This window comes from Paraburkholderia polaris (assembly GCF_012927345.1).
Lineage (GTDB): Bacteria > Pseudomonadota > Gammaproteobacteria > Burkholderiales > Burkholderiaceae > Paraburkholderia > Paraburkholderia polaris.
This window is the reverse complement of sequence record NZ_JABBGJ010000022.1, coordinates 124,877-151,588: the sequence shown is the minus strand read 5'-3', so window position 1 is coordinate 151,588 and position 26,712 is coordinate 124,877. Positions and strand designations below refer to the sequence as shown.

General features: G+C 62.1%; 27 protein-coding genes. 4 read left to right on the top strand and 23 right to left on the bottom strand.

Going from position 1 to position 26,712, the window contains the following annotated elements:
• The 6 genes from HHL24_RS21370 to HHL24_RS21345 form a co-directional block, all read right to left on the bottom strand.
• The coding region (locus tag HHL24_RS21370) for an acyl-CoA dehydrogenase family protein (RefSeq protein WP_169487395.1) at positions 1–1,169 on the bottom strand (1,169 nt) is incomplete at its 3' end.
• Between the two features lie 103 nt (positions 1,170–1,272).
• Positions 1,273–2,208, bottom strand: coding sequence for an electron transfer flavoprotein subunit alpha/FixB family protein (locus HHL24_RS21365; protein WP_169487394.1), 936 nt, complete (start codon positions 2,206–2,208; stop codon positions 1,273–1,275).
• A gap of 13 nt (positions 2,209–2,221) precedes the next feature.
• The gene (locus tag HHL24_RS21360) at positions 2,222–2,971 is read right to left on the bottom strand and encodes an electron transfer flavoprotein subunit beta/FixA family protein (protein ID WP_169487393.1); all 750 of its coding nucleotides are present in this window, start codon (positions 2,969–2,971) and stop codon (positions 2,222–2,224) included.
• Positions 2,972–3,222: 251 nt separating this feature from the next.
• Entirely contained in the window at positions 3,223–4,023 is an 801-nt protein-coding gene (locus tag HHL24_RS21355; RefSeq protein WP_169487392.1) for a MetQ/NlpA family ABC transporter substrate-binding protein, read from the bottom strand.
• A 58-nt stretch (positions 4,024–4,081) separates the two neighbouring features.
• Positions 4,082–4,735 (bottom strand): methionine ABC transporter permease, encoded by a 654-nt coding sequence (locus HHL24_RS21350; protein WP_054037200.1) that lies wholly within the window; start codon positions 4,733–4,735, stop codon positions 4,082–4,084.
• Positions 4,725–5,759 carry a methionine ABC transporter ATP-binding protein gene (locus tag HHL24_RS21345; RefSeq protein WP_169487391.1) on the bottom strand — a complete coding sequence of 345 codons (1,035 nt, stop codon included), beginning with the start codon at positions 5,757–5,759 and terminating at the stop codon, positions 4,725–4,727. The genes HHL24_RS21350 and HHL24_RS21345 overlap by 11 nt, the downstream gene beginning before the upstream one ends.
• Before the next feature lie 251 nt (positions 5,760–6,010).
• Here HHL24_RS21345 and HHL24_RS21340 point away from each other — a divergent pair, with 251 nt between their 5' ends.
• On the top strand, positions 6,011–6,949 hold the full coding sequence (locus tag HHL24_RS21340) for an alpha/beta hydrolase (RefSeq protein WP_169487390.1): 939 nt from the start codon (positions 6,011–6,013) through the stop codon (positions 6,947–6,949).
• A 146-nt stretch (positions 6,950–7,095) separates the two neighbouring features.
• Here HHL24_RS21340 and HHL24_RS21335 read toward each other — a convergent pair whose 3' ends face one another.
• Together HHL24_RS21335 and HHL24_RS21330 are read right to left on the bottom strand one after the other, a co-directional pair.
• Positions 7,096–7,896, bottom strand: coding sequence for an enoyl-CoA hydratase (locus tag HHL24_RS21335; protein ID WP_169487389.1), 801 nt, complete (start codon positions 7,894–7,896; stop codon positions 7,096–7,098).
• A gap of 93 nt (positions 7,897–7,989) precedes the next feature.
• Complete coding sequence (locus tag HHL24_RS21330; RefSeq protein WP_169487388.1) at positions 7,990–8,913, bottom strand: histone deacetylase family protein; 924 nt, start codon at positions 8,911–8,913, stop codon at positions 7,990–7,992.
• A gap of 283 nt (positions 8,914–9,196) precedes the next feature.
• Here HHL24_RS21330 and mltB point away from each other — a divergent pair, with 283 nt between their 5' ends.
• Positions 9,197–10,345: a lytic murein transglycosylase B gene (mltB, locus tag HHL24_RS21325; protein ID WP_206002959.1), complete on the top strand. Its 1,149-nt coding sequence runs from the start codon at positions 9,197–9,199 to the stop codon at positions 10,343–10,345.
• Between the two features lie 142 nt (positions 10,346–10,487).
• On the opposite strand, the gene cysM is transcribed toward mltB, so the two are convergent.
• The 7 genes from cysM to HHL24_RS21290 all read right to left on the bottom strand — a co-directional run bounded on the left by cysM (position 10,488) and on the right by HHL24_RS21290 (position 17,377).
• Entirely contained in the window at positions 10,488–11,390 is a 903-nt protein-coding gene (gene cysM, locus HHL24_RS21320) for a cysteine synthase CysM (protein ID WP_169487386.1), read from the bottom strand.
• 284 nt (positions 11,391–11,674) lie between these two features.
• The gene (locus HHL24_RS21315) at positions 11,675–12,067 is read right to left on the bottom strand and encodes a ComEA family DNA-binding protein (protein ID WP_169487385.1); all 393 of its coding nucleotides are present in this window, start codon (positions 12,065–12,067) and stop codon (positions 11,675–11,677) included.
• Between the two features lie 77 nt (positions 12,068–12,144).
• Positions 12,145–13,137: an ADP-glyceromanno-heptose 6-epimerase gene (gene rfaD / locus HHL24_RS21310; RefSeq protein WP_169487384.1), complete on the bottom strand. Its 993-nt coding sequence runs from the start codon at positions 13,135–13,137 to the stop codon at positions 12,145–12,147.
• Between the two features lie 198 nt (positions 13,138–13,335).
• Positions 13,336–14,343, bottom strand: coding sequence for a D-glycero-beta-D-manno-heptose-7-phosphate kinase (rfaE1, locus tag HHL24_RS21305; RefSeq protein ID WP_230417524.1), 1,008 nt, complete (start codon positions 14,341–14,343; stop codon positions 13,336–13,338).
• Entirely contained in the window at positions 14,297–15,712 is a 1,416-nt protein-coding gene (locus HHL24_RS21300) for a UDP-glucose dehydrogenase family protein (protein ID WP_169487383.1), read from the bottom strand. The genes rfaE1 and HHL24_RS21300 overlap by 47 nt, the downstream gene beginning before the upstream one ends.
• A gap of 126 nt (positions 15,713–15,838) precedes the next feature.
• Positions 15,839–17,014 (bottom strand): lipopolysaccharide assembly protein LapB, encoded by a 1,176-nt coding sequence (gene lapB / locus HHL24_RS21295; protein ID WP_169487382.1) that lies wholly within the window; start codon positions 17,012–17,014, stop codon positions 15,839–15,841.
• Positions 17,015–17,083: 69 nt separating this feature from the next.
• Positions 17,084–17,377: a LapA family protein gene (locus HHL24_RS21290; protein WP_074282569.1), complete on the bottom strand. Its 294-nt coding sequence runs from the start codon at positions 17,375–17,377 to the stop codon at positions 17,084–17,086.
• Positions 17,378–17,581: 204 nt separating this feature from the next.
• Here HHL24_RS21290 and HHL24_RS21285 point away from each other — a divergent pair, with 204 nt between their 5' ends.
• On the top strand, positions 17,582–17,728 hold the full coding sequence (locus HHL24_RS21285; RefSeq protein ID WP_169487381.1) for a hypothetical protein: 147 nt from the start codon (positions 17,582–17,584) through the stop codon (positions 17,726–17,728).
• Between the two features lie 39 nt (positions 17,729–17,767).
• Here HHL24_RS21285 and HHL24_RS21280 read toward each other — a convergent pair whose 3' ends face one another.
• The 8 genes from HHL24_RS21280 to serC all read right to left on the bottom strand — a co-directional run bounded on the left by HHL24_RS21280 (position 17,768) and on the right by serC (position 26,529).
• Positions 17,768–18,094, bottom strand: a complete 327-nt coding sequence (locus HHL24_RS21280; protein WP_028200079.1) for an integration host factor subunit beta — start codon at positions 18,092–18,094, stop codon at positions 17,768–17,770.
• Positions 18,095–18,195: 101 nt separating this feature from the next.
• On the bottom strand, positions 18,196–19,929 hold the full coding sequence (gene rpsA / locus HHL24_RS21275) for a 30S ribosomal protein S1 (RefSeq protein WP_074282568.1): 1,734 nt from the start codon (positions 19,927–19,929) through the stop codon (positions 18,196–18,198).
• Between the two features lie 160 nt (positions 19,930–20,089).
• On the bottom strand, positions 20,090–20,776 hold the full coding sequence (gene cmk / locus HHL24_RS21270; RefSeq protein ID WP_169487380.1) for a (d)CMP kinase: 687 nt from the start codon (positions 20,774–20,776) through the stop codon (positions 20,090–20,092).
• A 35-nt stretch (positions 20,777–20,811) separates the two neighbouring features.
• Positions 20,812–22,116, bottom strand: a complete 1,305-nt coding sequence (gene aroA / locus HHL24_RS21265) for a 3-phosphoshikimate 1-carboxyvinyltransferase (RefSeq protein ID WP_169487379.1) — start codon at positions 22,114–22,116, stop codon at positions 20,812–20,814.
• Positions 22,117–22,134: 18 nt separating this feature from the next.
• Positions 22,135–23,076 carry a prephenate dehydrogenase gene (locus HHL24_RS21260; RefSeq protein ID WP_169487378.1) on the bottom strand — a complete coding sequence of 314 codons (942 nt, stop codon included), beginning with the start codon at positions 23,074–23,076 and terminating at the stop codon, positions 22,135–22,137.
• A gap of 51 nt (positions 23,077–23,127) precedes the next feature.
• Positions 23,128–24,240 carry a histidinol-phosphate transaminase gene (hisC, locus tag HHL24_RS21255; RefSeq protein WP_169487377.1) on the bottom strand — a complete coding sequence of 371 codons (1,113 nt, stop codon included), beginning with the start codon at positions 24,238–24,240 and terminating at the stop codon, positions 23,128–23,130.
• 81 nt (positions 24,241–24,321) lie between these two features.
• Entirely contained in the window at positions 24,322–25,404 is a 1,083-nt protein-coding gene (gene pheA / locus HHL24_RS21250) for a prephenate dehydratase (protein WP_169487376.1), read from the bottom strand.
• A gap of 78 nt (positions 25,405–25,482) precedes the next feature.
• On the bottom strand, positions 25,483–26,529 hold the full coding sequence (gene serC, locus HHL24_RS21245) for a 3-phosphoserine/phosphohydroxythreonine transaminase (protein ID WP_230417528.1): 1,047 nt from the start codon (positions 26,527–26,529) through the stop codon (positions 25,483–25,485).
• Between serC and HHL24_RS44095 the strand changes: the two genes are divergently transcribed.
• Positions 26,419–26,664 carry a hypothetical protein gene (locus HHL24_RS44095; RefSeq protein ID WP_230417529.1) on the top strand — a complete coding sequence of 82 codons (246 nt, stop codon included), beginning with the start codon at positions 26,419–26,421 and terminating at the stop codon, positions 26,662–26,664. The genes serC and HHL24_RS44095 overlap by 111 nt on opposite strands.
• Positions 26,665–26,712 lie beyond the last annotated feature (48 nt).

The following is a 26,712-nucleotide window of genomic DNA, read 5'->3' as shown; positions in this document are numbered from 1 at the left end:
TATTCGTAGATCGCCTGGTGTTCGGCGCGTTTGGCTTCGTCGGGATGACGATGCGCGATGTCGCAGTGAGCCGCGGCGACATACGCCAACGCGCGTGATGCTTCCGTGAGGCCGCGCATCGTCGACAGCATGCGGCGCACGTCCGGGTGCTGAATGATCGCCACGGACTGCTTCGCGGAACCATCCACCGGCCGGCTTTGCACGCGATCCTTCGCGTACGCAACGGCCTTCTGATACGCGCGATCCGACACGCCGACGCCCTGCATGCCCACCGCGAAACGCGCCGCGTTCATCATGATGAACATGTATTCGAGGCCGCGATTTTCTTCGCCGATCAGATGACCGATCGCGCCGCCGTGGTCGCCGAATTGCAGCACCGCGGTCGGGCTCGCCTTGATGCCGAGCTTGTGCTCGATCGACACGCAATGCACGTCGTTGCGCTCGCCGAGCGAACCGTCTTCATTGACGAGAAACTTCGGCACGATGAAGAGCGAAATACCCTTCACGCCTTCCGGTGCATTCGGCGTGCGCGCCAGCACGAGATGGGCGATGTTCTTCGCCATATCGTGCTCGCCCCACGTGATGAAAATCTTGGTGCCGAACAGCTTGAACGAACCATCGCCCTGCGGCTCGGCGCGCGTACGCACCATCGCGAGATCGGAGCCGGCCTGCGGCTCAGTCAGGTTCATCGTACCGGTCCACTCGCCGGAAATCAGCTTGGGCACGTAGGTTTGTTTTTGCGCTTCTGTGCCGGCGGTCAGCAGCGCTTCGATCGCGCCGTCGGTCAACAGCGGGCACAGTGCGAACGACAGGTTCGACGCATTGAGCATTTCGATGCACGGCGTGGCGATCAGCTTGGGCAGACCCTGGCCTTCGTAGTCGACCGGATGTTGCACGCCTTGCCAGCCGCCCTCGACGAACTGGCGGAAGGCGTCCTTGAAACCGGGCGTTGCGGTAACTACGCCATCCTTCCAGCTACTCGGATTGCGGTCGCCTTCGACATTCAGCGGTGCCAGCACCTCGCCACACAGTTTCGCCGACTCGTCGAGCACGGCCTGCGCCGTGTCGAGGTTCGCGTCCTCGAAGCCCGGCAGCGTCGCGATGTCTTCGAGACCGGCCAGTTCTTTAATGACGAACAGCATGTCCTTGATCGGCGCCGTATAGCTCATTTCAGTTCTCCTCCTGCCTGTCGATAAAAAAAAGGCGCCGGACTTGATAGGTCCAGCGCCCTTTCGTGTGCTGCCATACGCCTTTTAACCGGCGCTGCGGCGCTTAGCCAAGCTCGCCAACGAGCTCCGGCACGAGCGTGAACAGATCGCCCACCAGACCGTAATCGGCGACGCTGAAAATCGGCGCTTCCGCGTCCTTGTTGATGGCGACGATCACCTTCGAGTCCTTCATGCCGGCCAGATGCTGGATCGCACCCGAGATGCCGACCGCGATGTACAACTGCGGTGCGACGATCTTGCCGGTTTGGCCGACCTGATAGTCGTTCGGCACGAAGCCTGCGTCGACGGCTGCGCGTGATGCGCCCAGCGCTGCGTTCAGCTTGTCCGCCAGCGGCTCGAGAACCTTGGTGTAGTTCTCGCCATTGCCCAGACCCCGGCCACCCGAGACGATGATCTTCGCCGAGGTCAGTTCCGGACGGTCCAGCTTCGTGACTTCACGGCTCACGAATTGCGAGAGGCCGGTGTCGGCCGCGGCTGCAATCTTTTCCACTGCCGCGCTACCACCTTCCGCTGCAACCGGGTCGAACCCAGTCGAACGAACCGTGATGACCTTGATCGGATCAGCCGACTGCACGGTAGCGATCGCGTTACCGGCGTAGATCGGGCGCTCGAACGTGTCGGCGCCATCCACTGCCGTGATGTCACTGATCTGTGCGACGTCGAGCTTCGCGGCGATACGCGGCGCGATGTTCTTGCCGTAAGCAGTCGCCGGCGCGAGGATATGCGTGTAGTCCTTCGCGATGTTCAGCACCGTCGCTTCGACGTTTTCGGCCAGCCCCGCTTCGAGTTGCGGCGCGTCGGCCAGCAACACCTTCGAAACACCTGCAATCTTCGCCGCTGCGTCGGCCGCAGCTTGCGCGTTGTGACCTGCCACCAGCACGTGGATATCACCACCAATCTTCTGTGCAGCTGCAATCGTGTTCAGCGTCGCGGCCTTGATCGACGCGTTGTCGTGTTCTGCAATTACCAGATTCGTCATTTCGTCCGTCTCCTTACAGCACCTTGGCTTCGGTCTTCAACTTCTCGACCAGCGTCTTCACATCCGGCACCTTCACACCGGCGGAGCGCTTCGGCGGCTCGACAACCTTCAGCGTCTTCAGGCGCGGCGTCACATCAACGCCGAGGTCTTCGGGCTTGACGACTTCCAGCGGCTTCTTCTTCGCCTTCATGATGTTCGGCAGCGTCACGTAGCGCGGCTCGTTCAGGCGCAGATCGGTGGTGATAACAGCCGGCAACGTCAGCGACAGCGTTTCGGCACCACCATCCACTTCGCGCGACACGGTAGCCTTCCCGTCTGCCACGACAACCTTCGAGGCGAACGTGGCTTGCGGCAGATTCGCCAGCGCAGCCAGCATCTGGCCGGTCTGGTTCGAATCGTCGTCGATGGCCTGCTTGCCGAGAATGACCAGCCCAGGCTGTTCCTTGTCGACCAGCGCCTTCAGCAGCTTGGCGACGGCCAGCGGCTGCAACTCTTCATTCGACTCGACCAGGATCGCGCGGTCCGCGCCGATCGCCAGCGCCGTGCGCAGCGTTTCCTGCGATTGCGTCACACCTGCCGACACGGCGATCACTTCGGTCGCTACGCCCGCTTCCCTCAGACGAACTGCTTCTTCAACCGCGATTTCGTCGAACGGATTCATCGACATCTTCACGTTCGCGATGTCGACACCCGTACCGTCCGATTTGACTCGAACTTTCACGTTGTAATCGACCACTCTCTTGACTGGCACCAGGATTTTCATGCACACGCTCCAAAGTTACGAATACGTCAACCCAACGAACATTATAACGACTGCCCTTTCGCAGCAGCCGTGTCGCGGGTGCTCTAGCAGGAGGATATCGCTCCTCAGCGGCGTGACGGCAATATCGAACGATCGTTCTATTTTAATCTCGAAAAAACCCGGGAGACAACCCCGGGTTAAGACCTACGACTCTAATTTTGCATTGCCGTCGTGTCTTGCTATGTGAAACGGCCGAAAAACCGGCCATCAAATCACCAGGCGGTGATCACCGCTCCACCAAACTTGCTCTCGACAAACTGCTTCACTTCCGGCGAATGATACGCCGCGACCAGCTTCGCAACCCACGGTTTGTTCTTGTCAGCTTCGCGGATTGCGATGACGTTCACGTACGGACCTTTTGCGTCTTCGATTGCGATCGCGTCCTGCTTCGGTTTCAGGCCCGCTTCCATCGCGAAGTTGGTGTTGATCGCGGCGGCGTCCACATCGTTCAGCGAACGCGGGATTTGCGCGGCGTCAAGTTCGACAATCTTCAGTTTCTTCGGGTTGTCGACGATATCGAGCGGCGTCGCCTTCAGACCCGCATCAGCACGCAGCTTCAGCAGACCCTGCTTTTGCAGCAACAGGAGCGCCCGGCCACCATTGGTCGGATCGTTCGGCACCGCGATCTTCGCGCCCGGCTGCAATTCAGCCAGCGTCTTCACTTTCTTCGAGTAGATGCCCATCGGGTACGTGACCGTATCGGCGATGCGGATCAGCTTGTAGCCGCGGTCCTTCACCTGCGCCTGCAAGTACGGGTCATGCTGGTAGCTGTTCGCATCCAGGTCGCCGCCGGCGAGCGCCGCGTTCGGCTGCACGTAGTCGGAGAATTCGACGATCTTGATGTTCAGACCGTTCTTTGCCGCGACCGTCTTCACGACTTCCATGATCTGCGCGTGCGGGCCGCCGGTGACGCCGACCTTGATCGTGTCTTCAGCGTGAGCCGCCGTAGCGGCAGCGAACAGCGACGCGGCGCCGAGCGTGGCGGCCAGCTTGAGGATGAAACGACGTTGCATGATGGACCTTTCCGAATCTGGCGATTCTTTCTGTTTAGCGGGTTCCGATGACCCTTGTTTATTTATGGCTCAAACGACGCACGAGCCAATCCCCGAACGACTGCACCAGCTGTACGAAGACGATCAGGATCACCACGACCGTCACCATTACTTCCGGCAGAAAACGCTGATACCCGTAACGAATGCCCAGATCCCCGAGCCCGCCGCCGCCGATCGCACCGGCCATCGCCGAATAGCCGACCAGCGACACGAAGGTAATCGTCAAGCCTGCGACCACACCCGGTAGCGACTCCGGCAACAGCACCTTGAAGACGATCTGACTGGTGGTCGCGCCCATCGCCTGCGCCGCTTCGATCAGACCACGATCGACTTCGCGCAGTGCGGTTTCGACAAGACGCGCGATAAACGGCGCCGCGGCGATCGTCAGCGGTACCACGGCCGCAGCCGTGCCAATCGAAGAACCCACCACGAGGCGCGTGAACGGAATCACCGCAACCAGCAAGATGATGAACGGCGTGGAACGCACCGCGTTGACGATCACGCCCATCACGCGATTCACGGCGATGTTCTGCAGCACGCCCTGGCGGTCCGTCAGATACAGCAGCACGCCGAGCGGCAGACCGACTGCAGCGCCGACCAGTCCGGAGATGCCCACCATCACGAGCGTTTCCCAGAACGACTGGACGAACATATCGAACATTTCACTCAACATACGACAGCTCCTCTACTACCACACCCTGTTCGCGCAGATACGTCAGCGCCTCTGCCACCTTCGTCGGTTCGCCGCCCGCGAGCACCGCGAGCGAGCCGAACGCCTGCCCCTGGATCTCGTCGATCTGGCCGTGCAGGATATTGAAGTCGAGTTCGTAGCGGCGAATCGTCTCGGACAAAATCGGCTGATCGACACCCGAGCCCGTGAACGCGAGGCGCAGCAAATGACCGCTGCCGGTCTTCAGGCGTTCAGCCACGCGCGCCTTCATCGCGGGCGGCAATTCCTGCGCGATCACGTCGCCGATCAGCGCGCGCGTGACTTCATGATGCGGTTGCAGGAACACGTCGATGACCTTGCCCTCTTCAACCACACGGCCGGCATCCAGCACCGCGACGCGGTCGCAGACCTGCTTGATCACGTCCATCTGGTGCGTGATCAGCACGATCGTCAGGTTCAGTTCGCGATTGATACGCTTGAGCAGGTCGAGGATCGCGCGCGTAGTTTCGGGATCGAGCGCGGAAGTCGCTTCGTCGGAGAGCAGCACCTTCGGCTTGCTCGCCAGCGCACGCGCGATGCCGACGCGCTGCTTCTGCCCGCCGCTGATCTGCGCCGGATAACGATCCTTCTGCGCCGACAGGCCCACCAGGTCGAGCAGCGGCAGCACGTTGGCCTCGATCTCATCGCGCTTCATGCCGGCGAGTTCGAGCGGCAAGGCCACGTTCTCGTACACCGTGCGCGACGACAGCAGGTTGAAGTGCTGGAAAATCATGCCGATTTCGCGACGCGCCTCGCGCAATTGCGCGGCGGGCAGCGTCGTCAGATCGCGGCCGTTGACGACAATGTTGCCTTCGCTCGGACGCGTCAGCAGGTTGAGAGTGCGCACGAGCGTACTCTTGCCCGCGCCGCTGCGGCCGATGATGCCGAACACCTCACCCGCCGGAATCGACAGATTGACGTTGTGCAGCGCTTCGACCCAGCCCCGGGGTCCGGCGAACCGCTGAGAGATATTGCGTATTTCGATCATGGAAAAACGAAACGGCGGGGTTTGCCAACGAGCGTTATGCGCTCCCGACAAGCGGCCGCCGTTGCTTTTATTGGGATTTGAGCCCGCAATTCTACCGCAGCGCCGTCATTCCCTTTAATAATCAATTACGATCTTTTCATAACTACAGAGCATTAGAGGCGTGCCCGGCGCGAGATGCTCGCGCGCGTGTGCCCGCTGCGACTATGATCGGGCGAACCAGAATCAGGACACGTTCAGGACAACCAGCAGCTATGGAAACAACTCGATCCGGCAATGTGCGTCCCGCAGCGGCCACCCCTGCGCACGCCGCTGCGCATGCCGCTGCGCACGCCCCGAAAGGCGGCGCCGCGCTCCGCTCGACGGTCACGACGAGCGACGGCGTCGAACTGCCGCTATATCGCTGGCCCGCCACGACACCATTGCGCGGCACGGTCGCGCTGGTGCACGGACTCGCGGAGCACGCCAGGCGTTACGCGGCGCTGGCGGATCGGCTGAACCCGGCCGGCATTGAACTCGTCGCCATCGATTTGCGCGGACATGGCCACGCGCCCGGCAAACGCGTGTGGGTCAACCGCTTCGACGACTATCTGCTCGATGCTCAGGCGTTGCTCGATGAAGCGGCGACCAGTTGCGCACCGCTATTTCTGATGGGCCACAGCATGGGCGGCGCGGTCGCGGCGCTTTATGCGATCGAACGGCTCGAGGCAAGCGGGCGTCGGCTCAGTGGTCTGATCCTGTCGAGCCCCGCGCTCGCGCCGGGCCGCGATGTACCGCGCTGGATGCTCAAGGTGAGCCAGATAATCAGCCGCATCTGGCCGACCTTTCCGGCGATGAAAATCGACGCGGCTTTGCTGTCGCGGCTTCAGTCCGTGGTGAACGCCAATCGCAACGATCCGCTGGTTCATCACGGTGCGATTCCGGCGCGTACGGGCGCGGAGTTGTTGCTGGCGATGGCGCGCATCGAACGCGGCCGTGCGGGACTGCGCGTGCCGCTGCTGGTGTATCACGGCACCGCGGACAAGCTCACCGAACCCGACGGCAGCCGCGATTTCGGCGCGCACGCGGGCTCGCCGGACAAGACGCTCACGATGCACGAAGACAGCTATCACGAGACGATGAACGATCTCGATCGGGATCGGGTGATCGGCGCACTGATCGACTGGATCGAGAAACGGCTGCCCAAAGCCTGAGCACCGGACGGCGTTTCAATATAGGCAAACGGGTTGAGTGGCTCGATGCGCGGGCGCCTCAAGTCTCAGCATCGGGTGGGCATTTCGAAGCGCAGGCGTTCGGACAAGTGGGCGCCGGGGGCCCCGACAAGAACGGCCCTGCCCGGCTAACGCTTCCAGTCCGGCGGGCGTTTGTCGATGAACGCCTGCACGCCTTCGAGCGCGGAGTCGTCCATCATGTTGCAGGCCATGGTCTGGCCGGCTAGCTGATACGCCGCTTCGATGCCCATTTCGAGCTGGCGATAGAAAAGGCCTTTGCCGGCGCTCACCGCTTCGACGGGTTTCGCGCAGATGCTTTTCGCGAGCCGCGCGACCTCTGCGTCGAGGGCGTCCGCCGGCGCAATGCGATTCACGAGGCCTTGCTGCTTCGCCTGGATAGCATCGATGAAATCGCCAGTGAGCAGCATTTCGAGCGCCGCCTTACGCGACAGATTGCGCGACAGCGGCACCGAAGGTGTTGCGCAGAAAAGACCCAGGTTGACACCCGACACGGCAAAGCGCGCGGTATCGGCGGCGACTGCCAGATCGCACATCGCGACCAGCTGACAGCCCGCGGCGGTAGCGATGCCGTGCACACGTGCGATCACCGGTTGCGGCAAGCGCTGGATCGTCAACATCAGTTTCGTGCAGCGTGCAAACAACGCCTGGTAGTAAGCCAGCGACGGCTCTGCGCGCATTTCTTTCAGATCGTGCCCCGCACAGAACGCGCGGCCGGCGCCGGCGATCACCACCACCCGCGCATTGGACTCCGCCAGCGCCGTCAGCGTCGCCTGCAACTCGTCGAGCAGGGCTTCGGAGAGTGCATTGAAGGCATCGGGCCGGTTCATCGTCAATCGGACGACGCCCGGCACGCCGTAAGCGTCGTGTTCGATGTCGACCAGCGAAGCACTGCGCACCTCGGCATTCATGGTTCGCTCCTCGTTGAATTCACGCGGTTCGCGGCGTACGCGCAGGCGGCGCCCGCGCAGGCGACGTTCACGCAACGCTTGTGGCGTGGCAGTTCAGATCCCGGCCAGTGAGCGCACGTGCGCAACCACGCTGCGTCCGAGCGCCGACAGGTTGTACCCGCCTTCGAGACAGCTGACGATCCGCCCACGCGCATAGCGCTTCGCGATTTCGCGCACCTGGTCGGTGATCCAGGCGTAGTCGTCTTCGACGAGACCCAGGTTGCCGAGATCGTCCTCGCGATGCGCGTCGAAGCCGGCCGAGATGAAGATCATCTCCGGCTTGAAATCATGCAGGCGCGGCAGCCACATCATGTCCACCGCCTCGCGCACCACCATGCCTTTCGAGCGCGCCGGTATCGGCACGTTGCACATGTTGGGCGCCTGATTGTCGGCGCCGGTGAACGGATAGAACGGATGCTGGAAGATGCTGCACATCAGCACGCGCGAATCGCCCGAAAAGGCCGCTTCGGTGCCGTTACCGTGATGGACGTCGAAGTCGATGATCGCGACGCGCTGCATGCCATGCACTTCAAGCGCATGGCGCGCGGCGATCGCGACGTTATTGAAGAAGCAGAAGCCCATCGCGCGTGCCGGCTCCGCATGGTGGCCGGGCGGGCGCACGCTGCAGAACGCGTTGTCGTAGCGGCCTTCGATCACGGCGTCAGTCGCGGCCACTGCGGCGCCGGCTGCGCGCAACGCGGCTTGCAGGGTGTGCGGGTTCATCGACGTGTCGGGATCGATTTCGGCAAGACCCTCCGCGGGCGATCGGCTGCGGATGTAATCGACGTGGGCTTGCGTATGTACGCGCAACAGCGCGGCTTCATCGGCGAGTGGAGCCGATTCGCGCTCGATCAGCGAGTCGATGCGGCTCGCGATCAATTGATCTTCGATTGCCTGCAGGCGCGCCGGGCATTCGGGATGCCATTGCCCCATATCGTGCAGCAAACAATCGGCGTGGGAATAAAAACCTGTTGCCATGATTCTCGTCCGCGGCGCGGCGCTTTCAAAGCGCGCGCGGCGTGTCTCCGTCCAGGGGCGCGCGCACTGGGCGCGCCAACATTTACCAAGTTACCACACCATGCGACTGTGACGCGCTGGGCACAGTTTTGCAGAAGGCCGTCGGGTATACTGCCCCGATCCGTTTTCCCCTGCCTCTTTCGCACTGCGCCCCTAGCTCACTATGACCGTCAAGCTTGCTCTGTCTGCACGAAACCGGCTACGCACGAAGACCGTAGCCACCGCACTGTCCGTCGCATCGTGCATGTTCATGGCAACCAGTCCGGCGATGGCGCAAAGCGCCGCGAAGAAGCCGCCTGTACTGCTCGCGCAAAGCCAACCGCAACCGGCAGTGCCGCAAGGGCAAACCTTCGAAGAAGAGATCATCCCGCAGCGCTACGCGAATAACCCGAATGTCGATGCGTTCATCAGTGACATGTCCGCGCGCTATGACTTCGACGAAGCCGCATTGCATGCGTTGTTCGCTCGCGTGAGCTATTCGGCCACGGCGGTCAAGCTCGTCACGCCGTCGCCCTCGCCGTCGATCAAGAACTGGCGCGTGTATCAGTCGCGCTTTCTCGACCAGGTGCGTATCAACGCCGGCGTGCGTTTCTGGCGCGCCAACCAGGCCACGCTGCAGCGCGCCTATGAAGAGTTCGGCGTGCCGCCGGAAGTGATCGTCGGGATCATTGGCGTGGAGACGATCTACGGGCGCTTCATGGGCAACTTCCGCGTGCTCGACGCGCTGACCACGCTCAGCTTCGACTATCCCAATACCGCCAATCGCGCGGATCGCCAGGCAACCTTCCGCAAGAATCTCGAAGACTACCTGGTGTGGACACGCGATTCGCAAATCGATCCGACCACCGTGCTCGGCTCCTACACCGGCGCGATCGGGATTCCGCAGTTCCTGCCGAGCAGCATCGTGCAATACGCGGTGAGCTACGACGGTAACAAGCAGATCGACCTGCGCACGAGCCAGGCGGATGCGATCGGCAGCGTGGCGAATTATCTGCGCCAGAACGGCTGGGAAAACGGCCGGCCGGTGGTGTGGAACATCGGTACGGACGCCGGCAGCCTGGGTGTGGCGCAAGCGGCCGCCGACGGTAAGCCGGAGCCGCATTGGCCGCTGGACCAATTGCTCCGTGCCGGAATGCTGCTGAGCGAGCCGGGCGTCGATATCGCGTCGGAAGCCGGCACGCCGGTGACGGTGGTGGACCTGCCGTCGCCGGGGCGTGGTACCGAGTACATGCTGGGCTTGAAAAACTTCTATGTGCTGACGCGCTATAACCGCAGCTTCTTCTACGCACTGGCGGTTTATCAATTGGGCCAGCGGGTCAAAGCGCAGATGGAAGCGAGCGACGCGGCGAATGCCAGCAGCAATGCGGCGGCGCCGGATGCGGCTTCGCAATAAGCTGAGGAGCGGTTGGCAGACACTCGGTTGTCAGACGCTCACCGCGTCACGAACGGGTAGCAAGCAACACAAAAAAGCGCCAGACCGGCGCTTTTTTATTAGCCAACTCAGCTTGAGGGCCACTCAATGCGCCGAAGCGCCATCAAGCCGGGAACACACCCGTGGACAGATACCGGTCACCCCGATCACAGACGATAAACACGATCGTCGCGTTCTCAACCTGGCGCGCGACGCGCAGCGCCACCTCACAGGCCCCGCCGGACGAGATGCCGGCGAAGATCCCTTCGACCGAGGCCATGCGCCGCGCCATCGCTTCGGCTGCGGCCTGGCTCACGTTCTCCACGCGGTCCACGCGGCTACGATCGAAAATTTTCGGCAGATAGGCTTCCGGCCATTTGCGGATGCCCGGAATGCGCGAACCTTCTTCCGGCTGCGCGCCGATGATCTCGATCGCCGGGTTCTGTTCCTTCAGATAGGAGGACACGCCCATGATCGTGCCGGTCGTGCCCATCGACGACACGAAATGCGTGATGCGCCCTTCTGTGTCGCTCCAGATTTCCGGGCCGGTGCCTTCGACGTGCGCAGCGGGATTGTCCGGGTTCGCGAACTGGTCGAGGATGATGCCCTTGCCTTCGCGCTGCATCTGTTCAGCGAGATCACGCGCGTATTCCATGCCGCCCGTCACCGGCGTCAGCACGATCTGCGCGCCATAGGCGGCCATGCTCTGACGGCGCTCCACCGACAGATCTTCCGGCATGATCAGCACCATCTTGTAGCCGCGGATCGCCGCCGCCATCGCCAGCGCGATGCCGGTGTTGCCGCTGGTCGATTCGATCAGCGTGTCGCCCGGCTTGATGCGCCCGCGCGCTTCCGCCTTCTTGATCATCGACAACGCCGGGCGGTCCTTCACCGAACCCGCGGGATTGTTGCCCTCGAGTTTTGCAAGGATCACGTTATTGCGGCTGCGGATCTCGTCGTCAGGAAGCCGGACGAGTTGCACGAGCGGCGTATTGCCAATCGTGTCTTCAATCGTTTTGTAAGCCATATGGGTTCTGGTGCTGTCGATGCGCGGAGTCTTCAATCCATCGATTCTAAACCACCGTGCGCGCGGCTGCCGTGCGGCCCTTCTGTCCGCATGGATGCAGGCGCAAATTACATCGACATAACGCAAAAAGCCCGCGGGTGAGAACCGCGGGAGCCAGTCATCTGCATGACAGCTGAAGGAGTGTTCTTACCCACTCCGACCATGAAGGGGAACGACGATAAAGAACCAGGCGCGGGACCAGGCGCGCAGAGGTGACCCGCCTCGCGCGCACGGCCCGCGTCAGGCTATTTCTTCACCGCCACAGTGGCGTTGCTCTTTTGGGCATTGGCCGAGGCGGCCGCGTTGGCGCCATTGCCCGCAGCGGCCGCGCCCTTGGTTTGTGCAGACGCCGCAGCCTGCGTGTTAGCAGCCGCGCCAGCCGGACCGACAGCGAGACCCTCCGCCTGCAGGCGCTCGACGGTATGCCCGCCCATGCCTTTGACGCGCTTGCCGAGATCGGCCGGGTCCTTGAACGGACCATGCGCTGAACGCTCTTCGAGAATGGCTTTCGCTTTGGCAGGACCGATGCCCTTGATGCCGCGCAGCGCATCCTCGTTAGCCGTGTTGACGTCGACCGCCGCATAGGCGTGGCCGAAAGCGGCGAGCATAGCCGCGGTAACCAGAATTTTTCGAAACATATGGAATCTCCCTCGTACAACCGGTTGGCGACCATCACCAACCGGGAGATTCCAGTTTAAAGAGGTATCCGAAAGATTTACACCTGGCCGAATAGCCAACGTACGTAGCGATCGACACCTTCCTGCACGCTCAAAAACGGCGCGTCGTAACCGGCGGCACGCAGCTTCGTCTGGTCGGCCTGCGTGAAGCATTGGTACTTGCCGCGCAATGCATCGGGGAACGGAATGTATTCGATCAGCCCGCGCTGCACCTGATCCGCGAGCGACAACGGCGGCTCGTTGTTCAACGTACGCAGCGTGTTGACCACCGTGCTTGCAATGTCGTTGAACGGCTGGGCGCGTCCACTGCCCAGATTGAAGATGCCCGACTTGTCCGGATTGTCGAAGAAGAACAGATTCACCTTGACCACGTCTTCAACGGAGACAAAATCGCGCGTCTGCTCGCCGGCGGCATACCCGTTGTATTCGCCGAACAGCTTGACCTTGCCTTCCGCGCGGAACTGGTTGAAGTTGTGAAACGCCACCGACGCCATGCGCGCCTTGTGCGTCTCGCGCGGCCCATACACGTTGAAATAACGGAAGCCGGCAATCTGGCTCTTCGCGGTGGGCAGCACGCGGCGAATCACCTGGTCGAACAGGAATTTCGAATAGCCGTACACGTTCAGCGGCTGCTCGACTTCGCGCTCTTCGACAAAGCGGCTCGAGCCGCCATACGTTGCCGCCGAAGACGCATACAGAAACTGGATGTTCTGCGCGAGACAAACATCCAGCACTTCACGGCTATAGCGGAAGTTGTTGTCCATCATGTAGCGGCCGTCGGTTTCCATCGTGTCCGAGCAAGCGCCTTCGTGGAAAATCGCGCGCACTTTGCCGAAGTCGCCCCGCTTGAAGCGTTCGACGAATTCGGTCTTATCGAGATAGTCGTCGATCTCGCAGTCGACGAGATTCTTGAATTTGTCCGCGCGCGTGAGGTTATCAACCGCAATGATGCGTTGTTCACCGCGCTCATTGAGCGCCTTCACGAGATTACTGCCGATAAAGCCGGCCGCGCCGGTGACGATGAGGGTCATGATGATCCTGCGGTAATGAGCTTTGCATGGGACCGGAGTAAGTGCTCTGCATGGGACCGGAGTAACGCGCTAAAGCGCGAACCTTGGTCGACAGCTAAAGCGCTAACTCCGGTCGACAAGTTCAGTTGACGCCTCGCGGGTTCCTCTTTTGCGCCGCTGAAACTGAAGCGCGCAAAGCAAGGAACCCGGCGGCCCGCATCAATGAAAAAGTTCGTCGTAGGTGACGGTGGCGGTGCCGAGTTTGCCGACCACGATGCCGGCCGCACGATTCGCGAGCCCGACCGCCTCGACCAGCGTCAGGCCCGCGCCGAGCATGGCGGCGAGCGTGGCGATCACGGTGTCGCCCGCGCCCGATACATCATACACTTCGCGTGCAACGGCCGAAGCGTGCAGGATGCCGTCATCGGAGAAGAGCGTCATGCCCTCTTCCGAGCGCGTCAGCAGCAACGCCTTGAACTCGAGATCGGCGCGCAGTTTGGTCACACGCGCGATCAGATCTTCTTCGGATTTCCACTGTCCGACCACCTCGCGCAACTCAGCGCGATTCGGCGTGATCAGCGTGGCGCCGCAATAGCGCTCCCAGTCGTCGCCCTTTGGATCGACCAGCACCGGTTTGCCCGCCGCATGCGCCTTGGCGATCATTTGCGTGACGTGCGTGAGACCGCCCTTCGCGTAATCGGACATCAGGATCACATCGTGCGACGGCAGCAGGTCGTCGAAACGCGCTAGACCCGCGAGCAGCACTTCGTGCGCCGGCGAGTTTTCGAAGTCGACGCGCAGCAACTGCTGCTGACGCGACAGCACACGCAGCTTGATGGTGGTGAGCAGATCCGGATCGCGCTCCAGGTGCGGCGCCACACCGCTTTCGGCGAGCAGTTGCACGATGCGCTCGCCGGGCTCGTCATGACCGACCACGCATAGCAAACCCGCTTGCGCGCCGAGCGCAACCGCATTGCGCGCGACGTTCGCCGCACCGCCGAGGCGGTCTTCCTGGCGCTGCACATGCACGACCGGCACCGGTGCTTCCGGCGAAATACGGTTCACGTCGCCGAACCAGTAGCGATCGAGCATCACGTCGCCGACCACCAGCACGCGCGCCGCGCCGAGGCGTTCGCGCGGCACCACGGTCAGTGCCGCCGCGGGTGTGGACTGAACGGCTTCAGGCATTGCTGTAGACATCGGCCGGAAATTCAGAGGGCTGGGCATAAGGTCGTCCGATCGAGTGATAGTCGATGCCGAGTTCGGTCATCGCGTCCGGCTCGTACAGATTGCGGCCGTCGAAAATCAGCGGCGACTTCAGCACCGATTTCAGATGCACGAAATCCGGGCTCTTGAATTCCTTCCATTCGGTGACAACCACCAGCGCGTCGGCGCCGGTGAGCGTTTCGTCCTGGGTGCTCGTGAACGTGAGACGCGCTTGCTGCTCCGGCGCATCGTGCAGATCGATGGCGAACACGCGGCGCGCTTCAGCCACCGCGACCGGATCGTACGCGCGAACCTGAGCGCCACGCGCCAGCAATTCAGCGATCACGCGACGGCTCGGCGCCTCGCGCATGTCGTCGGTATTCGGCTTGAACGCAAGGCCCCACACGGCGAATGTGCGGCCGCTCAGGTCTTCACCGAGCTTGCTAGTGATCTTCTGCACCAGCACGTCTTTCTGCTTGTCGTTCACTTCCTCGACCGCTTCGAGGATGCGCAGATTGTGGCCGCTTTCGCTAGCGGTGCGGATCAGCGCCTGCACGTCCTTCGGGAAGCACGAGCCGCCGTAGCCGCAACCGGCATACAGGAAGTGATAGCCGATGCGCGGGTCCGAGCCGATGCCGCGACGTACTGCTTCGATATCCGCGCCGACCCGATCCGCCAGATTCGACATCTCGTTCATGAACGAGATGCGCGTGGCGAGCATCGCATTGGCTGCGTATTTCGTGAATTCAGCCGAGCGCACATCCATGTATAGCGTGCGTTCGTGATTGCGGTTGAACGGCGCGTACAGACGCTTCATCAGTTCGCGCGCGCGCATGCCGGCTTCGTCTTCGTCACTGCCGAGCACGATCCGATCGGGGCGCATGAAGTCGTCGACGGCCGCGCCTTCCTTCAGAAACTCAGGGTTGGATACCACCGAGAAGCGGTGCTGCTCGCTATTGGCGAGCCCGCGTTTGGCCAGTTCCTCTTCGACCACCGCGCGTACGCGTTGCGCAGTGCCGACCGGCACCGTCGATTTGTCGACGATCACCTTGAAGCCGTTCATCGTGCGGCCGATGTTGCGCGCCGCTTCGAGCACGTATTGCAGGTCGGCCGAGCCGTCTTCGTCGGGCGGTGTGCCGACGGCGATGAACTGCACCTCGCCGTGCGCCACGCTCGCTTCGATATCCGTCGAAAACGTGATGCGGCGCGCTTTGCGCGTGCGGGCGATCATCTCCAGCAAACCCGGCTCGTGGATCGGCACGCCACCGTTGTTGAGGATTTCGATCTTGCGCGGATCGACGTCGAGACAAAAGACGTCATGGCCGATTTCGGCGAGGCACGCGCCGGTGACGAGGCCAACATAACCCGTGCCGATAATGGTGATTTTCATACGCTTTCCGGTAGAGGGTTCCGGTGAGGGTTTCTCGTAGTGAACAAGGCCGTCATGATCCCGCCCGGGCTAACTCGCCCGACGGGTCGCCGTCGTTGCGGCGCGGCTACACAATTGCATTCGCGATCAGTTCGACGCCGTGATCGGTTCGACGCGACGCGGCGCATAGGTTTCCCAACCGCTGCAACCCGGGCACTGCCAGTAGAACAGCCGCGCCCTGAAACCACAATTCTGGCACGTATACCGTGGCAGATTTTTGGTGCGCTGACGGATCAGCGTACGCATCAGTTCAAGCTCGCTGCGCCGCGGCTCTTCCGCAACGGCTTCCTGCGCTTCGAGAAGACGCGTCATGCCCGCCAGATTCGGCGACTTCTGCATCTGTGAGCGCGCCAGCGCATGCGCGGCGTCGGGCCCACGTACTGCCGCAATGTGCTGGTAGGTCACATCGAGCAGATCGTTCGACGGATAGCGGTCTACCCACGTGGTGAGCAGATCGGCGCCATCCTGCGGACGGCCGAGCGCCTCATAGGCCTTCATCAGCTTTTCCGCGACGAGCGGCAGATAGGCGGGATTCTGTTCCTCGACGCGCCGCCATTGGACGATGGCTGCCTCTTGCGATCCCGCCGTCGCATCAACGTCGCCGAACAGAATCGTGGCGCGTACGTTGGTCGGGTTCGCCTTCAATGCAAAACCGAGCTGACGGCGTGCTTCATCCGCATTTTTCTGCTGGAGCGCTTCCTGGGCAAGCTCGCAGTGGAACTGCGCGATTTCCTTGTCGAGCGACTCGGCGCCCATTGTTTCCAGGTGGCGCGCGATGTCGATCGACTTAACCCAGTCTTTCTCGATCTGGTAGATGGTTAGCAGCGCACGCTGCGCACCCAGCGCGTAATTGCCGGTTTCGAGCGAGCGGAAGGTCTCCTCGGCGCGGTCGAGCAAACCGGCCTTCAGAAAGTCCTGGCCCAGTTCGTATAGTGCGTGATCGCGCTCGGTGACGGGCAGATCGGTGCGGCTCAGCAGGTTCTGATGCACGCGAATCGCCCGGTCCGTCTCGCCACGGCGGCGGAACAGATTCCCGAGCGCGAAGTGCAACTCGATCGTTTCCGGATCGAGCTTGACGACTTCGATAAATGCGTCGATCGCCTGGTCAGGCTGCTCGTTGAGCAGGAAATTCAGGCCGCGGAAGTACGAACGCGGCAGGTTGGCGCTTTCGGACAGCAGCGTCTTGAGGTCGTAGCGTGCGGCCATCCAGCCGAACGCAAAAGCGACGGGTATGACAAGCAGCCACCAGAAGTCTAGATCCATGCGATTAATGCAAATGTGCGGGACAGCGGAAACGGAAAGCCGCGCTTCAGAAGCGCGGTAGAAGACAACTTAGATCAGCGGCGGCATGGGTGGTTGTTCGACCACTACCGGGGCTTCGCGCGCCACACGCAACTCGCGCTTGAGCCGGCCATTCTCCATGCGCAGGCGCACCATGGCCGGCATCGACGACACCAGTCCGGCCAGCAGCCCCACCACGAAAAACGCGAGGCCGATCAGAATCAAAGGCGCCGACCACGCGTAGCCAGCGAGGAAATTCAGCGTAGCGGGTTGTGTATTGGAGAGCGCGAGCACCAGCAGGAGCACGAACACCAGCACACGGATCAGCCAGACGATAAATTTCATGAATAGGTCTCTTGACGGCAGTTGCGGGGTGACGCCGGCTTGATGACGCGTCGCGCCACGGTGTTGCCCGCGCCGAAGTGACCCGTATTGTAATTGAAGCCCTCGCGGCTGGGCAGGAACTGGCTGATAGAGGACTGACGCGAGGATTATCTTGCCGCAAGCGAACGCGTCGGCAGGCATGTTGGATTTTGGGGATAGTGCCGCATGGGTGCCGCTGCCGCCGAACCAGGCCTGCCGGCAAAAAGCACAGATGACAGCAACGATGAACAAAAAAGAACGAAAACTGCGGACGAAAAAAAAGCGCCCGAAGGCGCTTTTTCTGGTCTTTTGCCGTCTGGCTTTGGCCGCTGACGCTACCAATGCCATGCTGCGAACTGCACAGCGAAGCATTTACAGGTCGTCGTCATCCGGCTCATCGGCCTTCAGCGGCTCGCCCGAACGTCGATCTACCCGCTCGCGCAATTCCTTGCCCGGCTTGAAGTGCGGTACGTACTTCTCAGGTACCAGCACCTTCTCGCCCGACTTCGGATTACGCCCGACGCGGGAGGGACGACGATTAAGGCCGAAGCTGCCGAAGCCGCGAATTTCAATGCGATGACCATTGGCAAGCGCCTCCGACATCGCATCAAGCATCGTCTTCACCGCGAAATCCGCATCTTTAAGTACAAGCTGCGGAAATCGCGTAGCCAGCTGGGCGACCAATTCCGATTTGGTCATACTGCAGCAGACCTCTCAAGAAAACGCCGGGCCGCCCCCATGTCTTATTGTCCCCTTTGGGGGGCCTGCCGCAAGGCGACAGGTTTGGGGGCGTTCCTCAATTACTGGTTCTGACCGTCGAGCTTGGCCTTCAGCAGCGCGCCGAGGTTCGTCGTGCCGGTAGCAGCCGAGCTCGAATCCGACGAAGCCAGGCCACGGATCGCTTCCTGTTGCTCAGCCGAATCCTTGGCCTTGATCGACAGGTTGATACCACGCGACTTGCGATCGATGTTGATGATCATCGCGTTGACCTTGTCGCCGTCCTTCAGCACGTTGCGAGCATCTTCCACGCGGTCTTGCGACAGTTCCGAAGCGCGCAGGTAGCCTTCGACTTCCGCCGACAACTGAACCACTGCACCCTTCGCATCTACCGTCTTGACCACGCCGTCGACGATCGAACCCTTGTCGTTCATTGCAACGAAGTTGCTGAACGGGTCGCCTTCGAGCTGCTTGATACCCAGCGAAATGCGTTCCTTCTCGACGTCGATGCCGAGAACGATCGCTTCCACTTCGTCGCCCTTCTTGTACTTGCGAACAGCTTCTTCGCCCGTTTCGCTCCACGACAGGTCCGACAGGTGAACCAGACCGTCGATGCCGCCCGGCAGACCGATGAAGACGCCGAAGTCGGTGATCGACTTGATTGCGCCTTGCAGCTTGTCGCCCTTCTTGAAGTTGCGGCTGAAGTCGTCCCACGGGTTCGGCTTGCATTGCTTCATGCCGAGGCTGATACGGCGGCGGTCTTCGTCGATTTCGAGAACCATGACTTCGACTTCGTCGCCCAGCTGAACAACCTTCGACGGGGCGACGTTCTTGTTCGTCCAGTCCATTTCCGATACGTGAACCAGGCCTTCGATGCCCGATTCCACTTCGACGAATGCGCCGTAGTCGGTGATGTTGGTGACCTTACCGAACAGGCGCGTGCCCGACGGGTAACGGCGCGAGATGCCTTCCCACGGATCGTCGCCCAGTTGCTTGATACCCAGCGAAACGCGGTTCTTCTCTTGATCGAACTTGAGGATCTTCGCGGTGACTTCCTGGCCAACCGACAGAACTTCGCTCGGGTGACGCACACGACGCCATGCGATGTCGGTGATGTGCAGCAGGCCGTCGATACCGCCGAGGTCCACGAATGCGCCGTAATCCGTGATGTTCTTCACCACGCCTTCGACGATCGCGCCTTCCTTCAGCGTTTCGAGCAGCTTTGCGCGCTCTTCGCCTTGGGTCGCTTCGATCACAGCACGGCGCGACAGCACGACGTTGTTACGCTTGCGGTCGAGCTTGATGACGCGGAATTCCAGCGTCTTGCCTTCGTACGGGGTCGTGTCCTTAACCGGACGCGTGTCAACCAGCGAACCCGGCAGGAACGCGCGGATGCCGTTGACCATGACGGTCATGCCGCCCTTGACCTTACCCGTGATCGTGCCGGTCACGAGTTCGTTGTTGTCGAGAGCCTTTTCCAGCGACAGCCACGAAGCCAGACGCTTCGCCTTGTCGCGCGACAGGATCGTGTCGCCATAGCCGTTTTCCAGCGCGTCGATCGCGACGGAAACGAAGTCGCCCGCCTGCACTTCTACCTCGCCCGCGTCGTTCAGGAACTCTTCGAGCGGGATGTAGGCTTCGGACTTGAGACCAGCGTTGACGACCACGAAGTTGTGGTCAACACGCACGACTTCGGCGGAGATCACCTCGCCAGCGCGCATGTCTTGCTTGGTCAGCGACTCTTCGAACAGAGCCGCAAAAGATTCGGTATTCGGGTTGGAAGTTTGCAGGTCGGACATAAAAATCAAAATTTGCATGGTGCTCGCGGTGCCCGGCTGGCCGGACGGTCAGCAACTTCGGCAAGAATGCGAATGCCACGCGGGGTTAAGGGGTTAATACACGCTCCACGACACACGCGGAGCACCTACTGACAACGGTACTTCTCACTTCTTCTCTACTGCGCCCGCGGCCCGGACATCAGGCATGCGGAACCAATGCTTCATACCACTGCACCACCTGCTCGACCGCCTGGTCGACAGACAATGCGGAGGTATCAAGCAGCTTTGCATCCGCCGCGGGCTTGAGTGGCGCGGCCGCGCGCTGACTGTCACGCTCGTCGCGCTCACGCAAATCCCGGAGCAAGTCATCTATATTAGCAGAAAATCCTTTTTGGATCAATTGCTTATGCCGGCGCGCCGCACGGGCCTCGACGCTGGCGGTCATGAACACCTTCAGCACGGCGTCCTGGAAGATCACCGTGCCCATATCGCGACCATCAGCGACCAGCCCCGGTTCCTTACGGAAAGCCCGCTGACGGGCCACCAGCGCGGTTCGCACGGGCGCGTGCACGGCAATCGCCGAGGCGCGGCTGCCGACCTCCTCCGCACGAATGTCGGCGGATACGTCGGTGCCGTCGAGCTGCGCCAGCCCCTCGCGAAAGGTGATGTGCAAATCGTCGATCAGTTTTACCAGCGCGTCGACGTCATCCGCCACGATGTCGTAGCGCATGCTGGCGAGCGCGGCGAGCCGGTACAGCGCGCCGCTATCCAGCAAATGGAAGCCGAGATTCGCGGCAATCAGCGCGGCCACGGTGCCTTTGCCGGAGGCGCTGGGGCCGTCGATCGTAATGACGGGCGTTTGGTGAAAGGGACGGGTCGGTTTCATCGAAAAAGTCGCACGTCAGTCGATTCGGGGGCGAATCAGGGTTGAGCGAGCGCGATGAAGCGCTCGAAATAATCGGGGAACGTCTTGCCGACGCACTTCGGGTCATTGATCCGGATCGGCACGCCGCCCAAGCTCACGAGCGAGAAGCACATCGCCATACGGTGATCGTCGTAGGTGTCGATCGAGGCGTTCGGAATCAGTTTTTCAGGCGGCGTGACGACGAGGAAATCCTCGCCTTCCTGCACCTTCGCGCCGACCTTGCGCAGCTCGGTGGCCATTGCGGCAATCCGGTCGGTTTCCTTCACACGCCAGCTGGCAATGTTGCGCAGCGTGGTCGTGCCGTCCGCGAACAGCGCGGCGACGGCGATCGTCATCGCAGCGTCGGGAATCAGGTTGAAGTCCATGTCGATCGGATCGAGCTTGCCGTTGTCGTTGCCGACACCGCGCACTTCGATCCAGTCCTCACCCATCTGCAGGTTAGCGCCCATCTTGATGAGCGCATCGGCAAAGCCGACATCGCCCTGGATGCTGGACCGGCCCACGCCTTCCACCCGCAACGGGCCGCCGCCGAGCGCGCCCGCCGCGAGGAAATACGACGCCGACGACGCGTCGCCTTCCACCATGATGGTGCCCGGCGATTGATAGCGCTGCCCCGTCGGCACGACGAACTGATGCCATTCATGGCGCTCGACCTTGATGCCAAAGCGCTCCATGAGCTTGATCGTGATCTCGATGTACGGCTTCGAGATCAGCTCGCCGTCCACCTGCACAGTGGTCATGCCGCTTTCCGTGCGCAACAGTGGCAAGGTCATCAGCAGCGAAGTCAGGAACTGGCTCGACACGTCGCCACGCACGCGGATCGGCGCGTCAGCCGTGATTTGCGCCGGACGAATCCGCAGCGGCGGATAGCCTTCATTCTCTTCGTAGTCGATCTTCGCGCCGATCTGCCGCAAACCGTCGACCAGATCGCCGATCGGCCGCTCGTGCATACGCGGCACGCCATGGATACGATAGTCGCCGCCATTCACCGCGAGCGCCGCGGTCAGCGGACGCACGGCCGTGCCGGCGTTGCCGAGGAACAGGTCGGCCGTGCGCGCCGTGAACGCGCCGCGCGTACCGGTCACGACACAGGTGTCGCCTTCGCGCTTCAGACGCACGCCGAGCTTTTCGAGCGCGTCGAGCATCACGCGGGTGTCGTCGGAGTCGAGCAGGTTCGTGATCGTCGTTTCGCCTTCGGCGAGCGCCGCGAGCAGCAACACGCGGTTCGAAATGCTTTTCGAACCGGGCAAACGAACCGTGCCGGACGCACGAGAAAATGGTCCGAGATCGAGGAATTCCATGATTGAGTCCAGTTCCGGTTATTTCGAGGCGTCGCCGAGGGCGGCCCCCGCAGCGCGCTGTTCCTGCCATTCGCTGCGCGCGACGCGCGAGCGCGCGAACACGGCCTCGAGCGCAGCGCCGTCGCCGGCTTCGATCGCCGCGCGCAGGTGTGCGAGCACCGCCGTGTACGCATCGAGTTCGTCGAGCAACGCGGCGCGATTCGCCACGCACACGTCACGCCACATTTCGGGGCTCGACGCGGCGATGCGCGTGAAGTCGCGGAATCCGCCAGCGGCGAATGAAAATTTCAGCGCGGCGTCGGGCGAATTGAGAATCTGCTCGACCAGCGCGAAAGACAAAACGTGCGGCAAATGGCTAACCGATGCGAGCACGCGGTCATGCTGCTCGGGCGTCATGTCCCGCACGCAAGCGCCAGTAGCGCGCCACATCGCCGCAACGCGCTCGACCGCTTCCGGTGCGTTCTCGGGCAGCGGGCACAACACGACATTGCGATTCACGTACAGTTCGGGCAACGCCGCATCCGGGCCGCTCGCCTCACTGCCGGCAATCGGATGCCCCGGCACGAACTGGCCGATGCGCGCGCCGAGCGCCGCGCGTGCGGAAGCCACCACGTCGGACTTGGTGCTGCCGGCATCGGTGACGATCGTACCTGCGTCGAGAAACGGCGCAATGCGCTCGAGCAGCGGTTGTGTCTGCGCAACTGGCGCGGCAAGCAACACGATATCCGCGCCGGACAGCGCATCGCGCAATGCGGCGTCGTCGTTCAACGCCGCGGATCCGTCGATCACGCCCAACTCCAGGGCACGCGCCGTCGACGCGGACGACCGCCCGACACCGATCACCGTGCGTGCACCTGCCGCCTCACCCCGCTCGCGCAACGCGCGCGCGAGCGATCCGCCGATCAGGCCGACACCAAAAATCACCAGCTTGTTAAAAGAGAACGCGGCCACGTCGGTCACAGAAAAAGCGCGCCGTCCGTAAAGTGAGGCGCGCGGGTCAAGGTCAACCGCTCACGCGGTGGCGAGCGTCTTTTCGAGCGCCACGAGGAACGCTTCGTTTTCTTCCGGCAGGCCGATCGTGATGCGCAGCCATTGCGGCAAACCGTAGTTGCCGACCGGGCGAACGATCACGCCCTGCTTCAGCAACGCGAGGTTGACACGGTTGCCGGCTGCGTCGTCGTTGCCGACGCGCACCAGCACGAAGTTGCCGTCCGACGGCACATACTCGAGGCCGAGTTTGTCGAACGCTTCCGTCAGCAGGCGATAGCCTTGCGCATTCAAGGCCGCGCTCTTTTCCAGAAACGCCTTGTCGTTCAGCGCCGCGATCGCCGCGGCTTGCGCAAGCGTATTCACGTTGAACGGCTGACGCAGACGGTTCAGCAGATCGGTCAACTCAGGCTGCGCGATTGCGAAGCCGACACGCAAGCCCGCCAGGCCGAACGCCTTCGAGAACGTGCGCGACACCAGCAGATTCGGATAACGGCGCACCCACGCGATCGAGTCGTAGCGCTTTTCTTCCGGCAGATATTCCGTGTACGCCTCGTCGAGCACGACGACCACGTGACGCGGCACCTTGTCGAGAAACGCTTCGAGCTTCGCGCCTTCGATAAATGTGCCGGTCGGGTTGTTCGGGTTCGCAACGAAGATCAGGCGGGTGTCGTCAGTGATCGCCGCGAGCATGGCGTCCAGGTCATGGCCGTACTTGACGGCCGGCACGACGATCGCACGCGCACCCACGCCCTGCGTGGCGAGCGCGTAGACCGCGAACGAGTATTGGGCGTAGACGATCGACTGGCCCCTCTCGACGAACGCATGCGCGGCAATTTCGAGAATGTCGTTGCTGCCGTTGCCGAGCGTGACCCAGTCGGCCGGCACGCCGTAGCGCTCGCTCAGCGCCGCCTTCAGTTCGAAGGCGTTCGCGTCCGGATAACGACCGAGTTCGCTGGCCGCTTGCGCCATGGCGCGTTGCGCCGATTCCGGCATGCCGAGCGGATTTTCGTTCGACGCGAGCTTCACGATGGTCGCTTCGTCGAGGCCGAACTCGCGGGCCACTTCCGAAATCGGCTTGCCGGCGATGTAAGGCGCAATCGCGCGCACATAGGAAGGACCGAAGGACGTTGTCATGAAAATCTCCGAACGACTAATTAGTAGTAGATGAATATGCGGCAGGCACGCTCGAGCGGCAGGAGCGCGCCTCGACAGACATTAGCGGGCGCGCGGATACGAGCCGAGTATCTTCAGAAACGCGGCCTTCTGGCCGAGTTCGGTCAGCGCGGCAGCGACCGCCGGCTCGTCGCGATGGCCTTCGACGTCGATATAGAAGTAGTACTCCCACGTACCGACGCGCGCCGGGCGCGACTCGAAACGGGTCATGGAAACACTATGGCGCGCCAAAGGTTCCAGCAACTTGAACACGGCGCCCGGCTCGTTCGCCACCGAAACGATCAACGACGTCTGGTCGTGTCCGCTGACGCCGGTGCGCTCCTTGCCGATCATCACGAAACGCGTGCGGTTGTGCGGATCGTCCTGGATCAGGGCGTAGGCGACTTGCAGACCGTAATGGGTTGCGGCGCGATCGCCGGCGATGGCTGCGACCGTCGGATCTCCCGCCGCCATGCGCGCGGCTTCGGCATTGCTCGACACCGCCTGGCGCTCGAGATGCGGCGCGTTAGTCGCGAGCCAACGCTGGCACTGGGCAAGCGCCTGCGCGTGCGCGCACACCCGCGTCACGCCGGTGAGCCCGCCGTTCAGCGTCAACAGGTTGTGGTGAATCGGCAAAGCCAGTTCGCCGCCGATCGTGAGCTGGGTTTGCAGGAGCAGATCCAGCGTGCGCGACACCGCGCCTTCGGTGGAATTCTCGACCGGCACGACGCCGAATTCGGCTGCGCCGGCTTCGACCGAGCGGAATACTTCGTCGATCGACGGGCACGGCAGACCTTCGATCGACTGACCGAAGTACTCGTGCATCGCCTGTTCGCTATATGTGCCGACCGGGCCGAGATACGCGGCTTTGATGGTCTTTTCGAGCGCGCGGCTCGCGGCCATGATCTCGCGCCAGATCGCGCTGATATGCTCGCTGGCCAGCGGGCCGTCGCTCATATCCTGCAGACGCGCGATCACCTGCTGCTCGCGCTCAGGGCGGAACACCGGCGCGTTGAAATGCTTCTTCACCTCACCCACTTCGAGCGCCACTGCGGCGCGCTGATTGAGGAGCGCGATCAACTGCGCGTCGAGCGCGTCGATGCGTTCGCGAAGGGGCTTGAGTCGGGTATTGAGTTCGTCGTCCATGCGTGAAAACGGCCCTGCCGGTAGCTGCTGCACAAATGCGTGCTGGAAAGGATGCGCACGCCTGAATGTCTAAGACGATCAGGCGCTGCGCTGTTCGAATTCCTTCATGTATTCGACAAGCGCTTTGACGCCTTCGAGCGGGACGGCGTTATAAATCGACGCCCGCATGCCGCCGACGGACTTGTGGCCCTTTAGCTGCACCATTCCCCGCGCTTTCGCGCCGGCCAGGAAATCTTCGTTGCGCGACTCGTCGGCGAGGAAAAACGGTACGTTCATCCGCGAGCGCGAGCCACGCTCGACCTTGTTCAGATAGAAGCCGCTCGAATCGATCGCGTCGTACAACAGCTTCGATTTTTCGAGGTTACGCGCTTCCATCGCGACAAGGCCACCCTGCTTCTTCAACCACTTGAACACCAGCCCGGCGATGTAAATCGCGTACGTGGGCGGCGTGTTGTACATCGAATTGTTCTCGGCGACGGTTTTCCATTCAAACGCCGACGGGCAGATAGCTTGCGCGCGATCCAGCATGTCCTCGCGCACGACCACGACCGTCACGCCCGCCATGCCGATGTTCTTCTGCGCGCCACCGAACAGCACGCCATATTTGGCGATGTCCATCGGGCGCGACAGGATGTGCGACGAGGCGTCCGCCACCAGCGGAATATCGCCGTGGTCGGGAATTTCGAACGTCTCGACACCATGAATGGTCTCGTTGGTGCACAGATGCACGTACGCCGGATCGTCCGACAGTTGCCATTCCGAGCGTGCCGGCGCGCGCGTGAAGCCTTCGGCCGTCTGACCGCTCGCCGCCAGATGCACCGTGCCGTACTTTTGCGCTTCCTTGAACGACTTCTGCGACCACGAACCCGTCACGACGAAATCCGCGCGCGCTTTGGCGCCCATCAGATTCATCGGCACGATCGCGTTTTCGCCCAGACCGCCGCCTTGCAGAAACAGGATGCGATGGCTGGCGGGCACCTCGAGTAACTCACGCAGATCGACGAGCGCTTCCTCATGAATCGACATGAATTCTTTGCCGCGATGGCTCATTTCCATCACGCTCATGCCACTGCCCTGCCAATCGAGCATCTCGTCGGCTGCCTGACGCAGCACTTCTTCGGGCATGGCTGCTGGGCCGGCGGAGAAATTAAAGACGCGCATCGTGAGATCCTGGAAGCTGGCGCGAAAAGCGAACAGATCGCGCAAAAATCGGCGAAGTTGGCAGCCGCGAAGGCAGCCGCCGCAAACTTAACGACGTGAGCTCGACAACGAGTTTGACGACGCGTGTTCGACAACAATTTCGCGCCC

Bases quoted from the DNA above. Each gene is read 5' to 3' on its own strand.
- HHL24_RS21360 (WP_169487393.1), bottom strand. From the start codon at position 2,971: ATGAAAATCCTGGTGCCAGTCAAGAGAGTGGTCGATTACAACGTGAAA.
- HHL24_RS21345 (WP_169487391.1), bottom strand. From the start codon at position 5,759: ATGATCGAAATACGCAATATCTCTCAGCGGTTCGCCGGACCCCGGGGC.
- HHL24_RS21340 (WP_169487390.1), top strand. From the start codon at position 6,011: ATGGAAACAACTCGATCCGGCAATGTGCGTCCCGCAGCGGCCACCCCT.
- HHL24_RS21285 (WP_169487381.1), top strand. From the start codon at position 17,582: ATGGGTGCCGCTGCCGCCGAACCAGGCCTGCCGGCAAAAAGCACAGAT.
- HHL24_RS21290 (WP_074282569.1), bottom strand. From the start codon at position 17,377: ATGAAATTTATCGTCTGGCTGATCCGTGTGCTGGTGTTCGTGCTCCTG.
- rfaE1 (WP_230417524.1), bottom strand. From the start codon at position 14,343: ATGCCCAGCCCTCTGAATTTCCGGCCGATGTCTACAGCAATGCCTGAA.
- lapB (WP_169487382.1), bottom strand. From the start codon at position 17,014: ATGGATCTAGACTTCTGGTGGCTGCTTGTCATACCCGTCGCTTTTGCG.
- cysM (WP_169487386.1), bottom strand. From the start codon at position 11,390: ATGGCTTACAAAACGATTGAAGACACGATTGGCAATACGCCGCTCGTG.
- HHL24_RS21335 (WP_169487389.1), bottom strand. From the start codon at position 7,896: ATGAATGCCGAGGTGCGCAGTGCTTCGCTGGTCGACATCGAACACGAC.
- HHL24_RS21280 (WP_028200079.1), bottom strand. From the start codon at position 18,094: ATGACCAAATCGGAATTGGTCGCCCAGCTGGCTACGCGATTTCCGCAG.
- HHL24_RS21365 (WP_169487394.1), bottom strand. From the start codon at position 2,208: ATGACGAATCTGGTAATTGCAGAACACGACAACGCGTCGATCAAGGCC.
- serC (WP_230417528.1), bottom strand. From the start codon at position 26,529: ATGCCCGAAGAAGTGCTGCGTCAGGCAGCCGACGAGATGCTCGATTGG.
- aroA (WP_169487379.1), bottom strand. From the start codon at position 22,116: ATGGAATTCCTCGATCTCGGACCATTTTCTCGTGCGTCCGGCACGGTT.
- HHL24_RS44095 (WP_230417529.1), top strand. From the start codon at position 26,419: ATGAATCGACATGAATTCTTTGCCGCGATGGCTCATTTCCATCACGCT.
- cmk (WP_169487380.1), bottom strand. From the start codon at position 20,776: ATGAAACCGACCCGTCCCTTTCACCAAACGCCCGTCATTACGATCGAC.
- HHL24_RS21355 (WP_169487392.1), bottom strand. From the start codon at position 4,023: ATGCAACGTCGTTTCATCCTCAAGCTGGCCGCCACGCTCGGCGCCGCG.
- hisC (WP_169487377.1), bottom strand. From the start codon at position 24,240: ATGACAACGTCCTTCGGTCCTTCCTATGTGCGCGCGATTGCGCCTTAC.
- HHL24_RS21300 (WP_169487383.1), bottom strand. From the start codon at position 15,712: ATGAAAATCACCATTATCGGCACGGGTTATGTTGGCCTCGTCACCGGC.
- HHL24_RS21315 (WP_169487385.1), bottom strand. From the start codon at position 12,067: ATGTTTCGAAAAATTCTGGTTACCGCGGCTATGCTCGCCGCTTTCGGC.
- mltB (WP_206002959.1), top strand. From the start codon at position 9,197: ATGTTCATGGCAACCAGTCCGGCGATGGCGCAAAGCGCCGCGAAGAAG.
- rfaD (WP_169487384.1), bottom strand. From the start codon at position 13,137: ATGACCCTCATCGTCACCGGCGCGGCCGGCTTTATCGGCAGTAATCTC.
- HHL24_RS21330 (WP_169487388.1), bottom strand. From the start codon at position 8,913: ATGGCAACAGGTTTTTATTCCCACGCCGATTGTTTGCTGCACGATATG.
- rpsA (WP_074282568.1), bottom strand. From the start codon at position 19,929: ATGCAAATTTTGATTTTTATGTCCGACCTGCAAACTTCCAACCCGAAT.
- HHL24_RS21350 (WP_054037200.1), bottom strand. From the start codon at position 4,735: ATGTTGAGTGAAATGTTCGATATGTTCGTCCAGTCGTTCTGGGAAACG.
- pheA (WP_169487376.1), bottom strand. From the start codon at position 25,404: ATGGACGACGAACTCAATACCCGACTCAAGCCCCTTCGCGAACGCATC.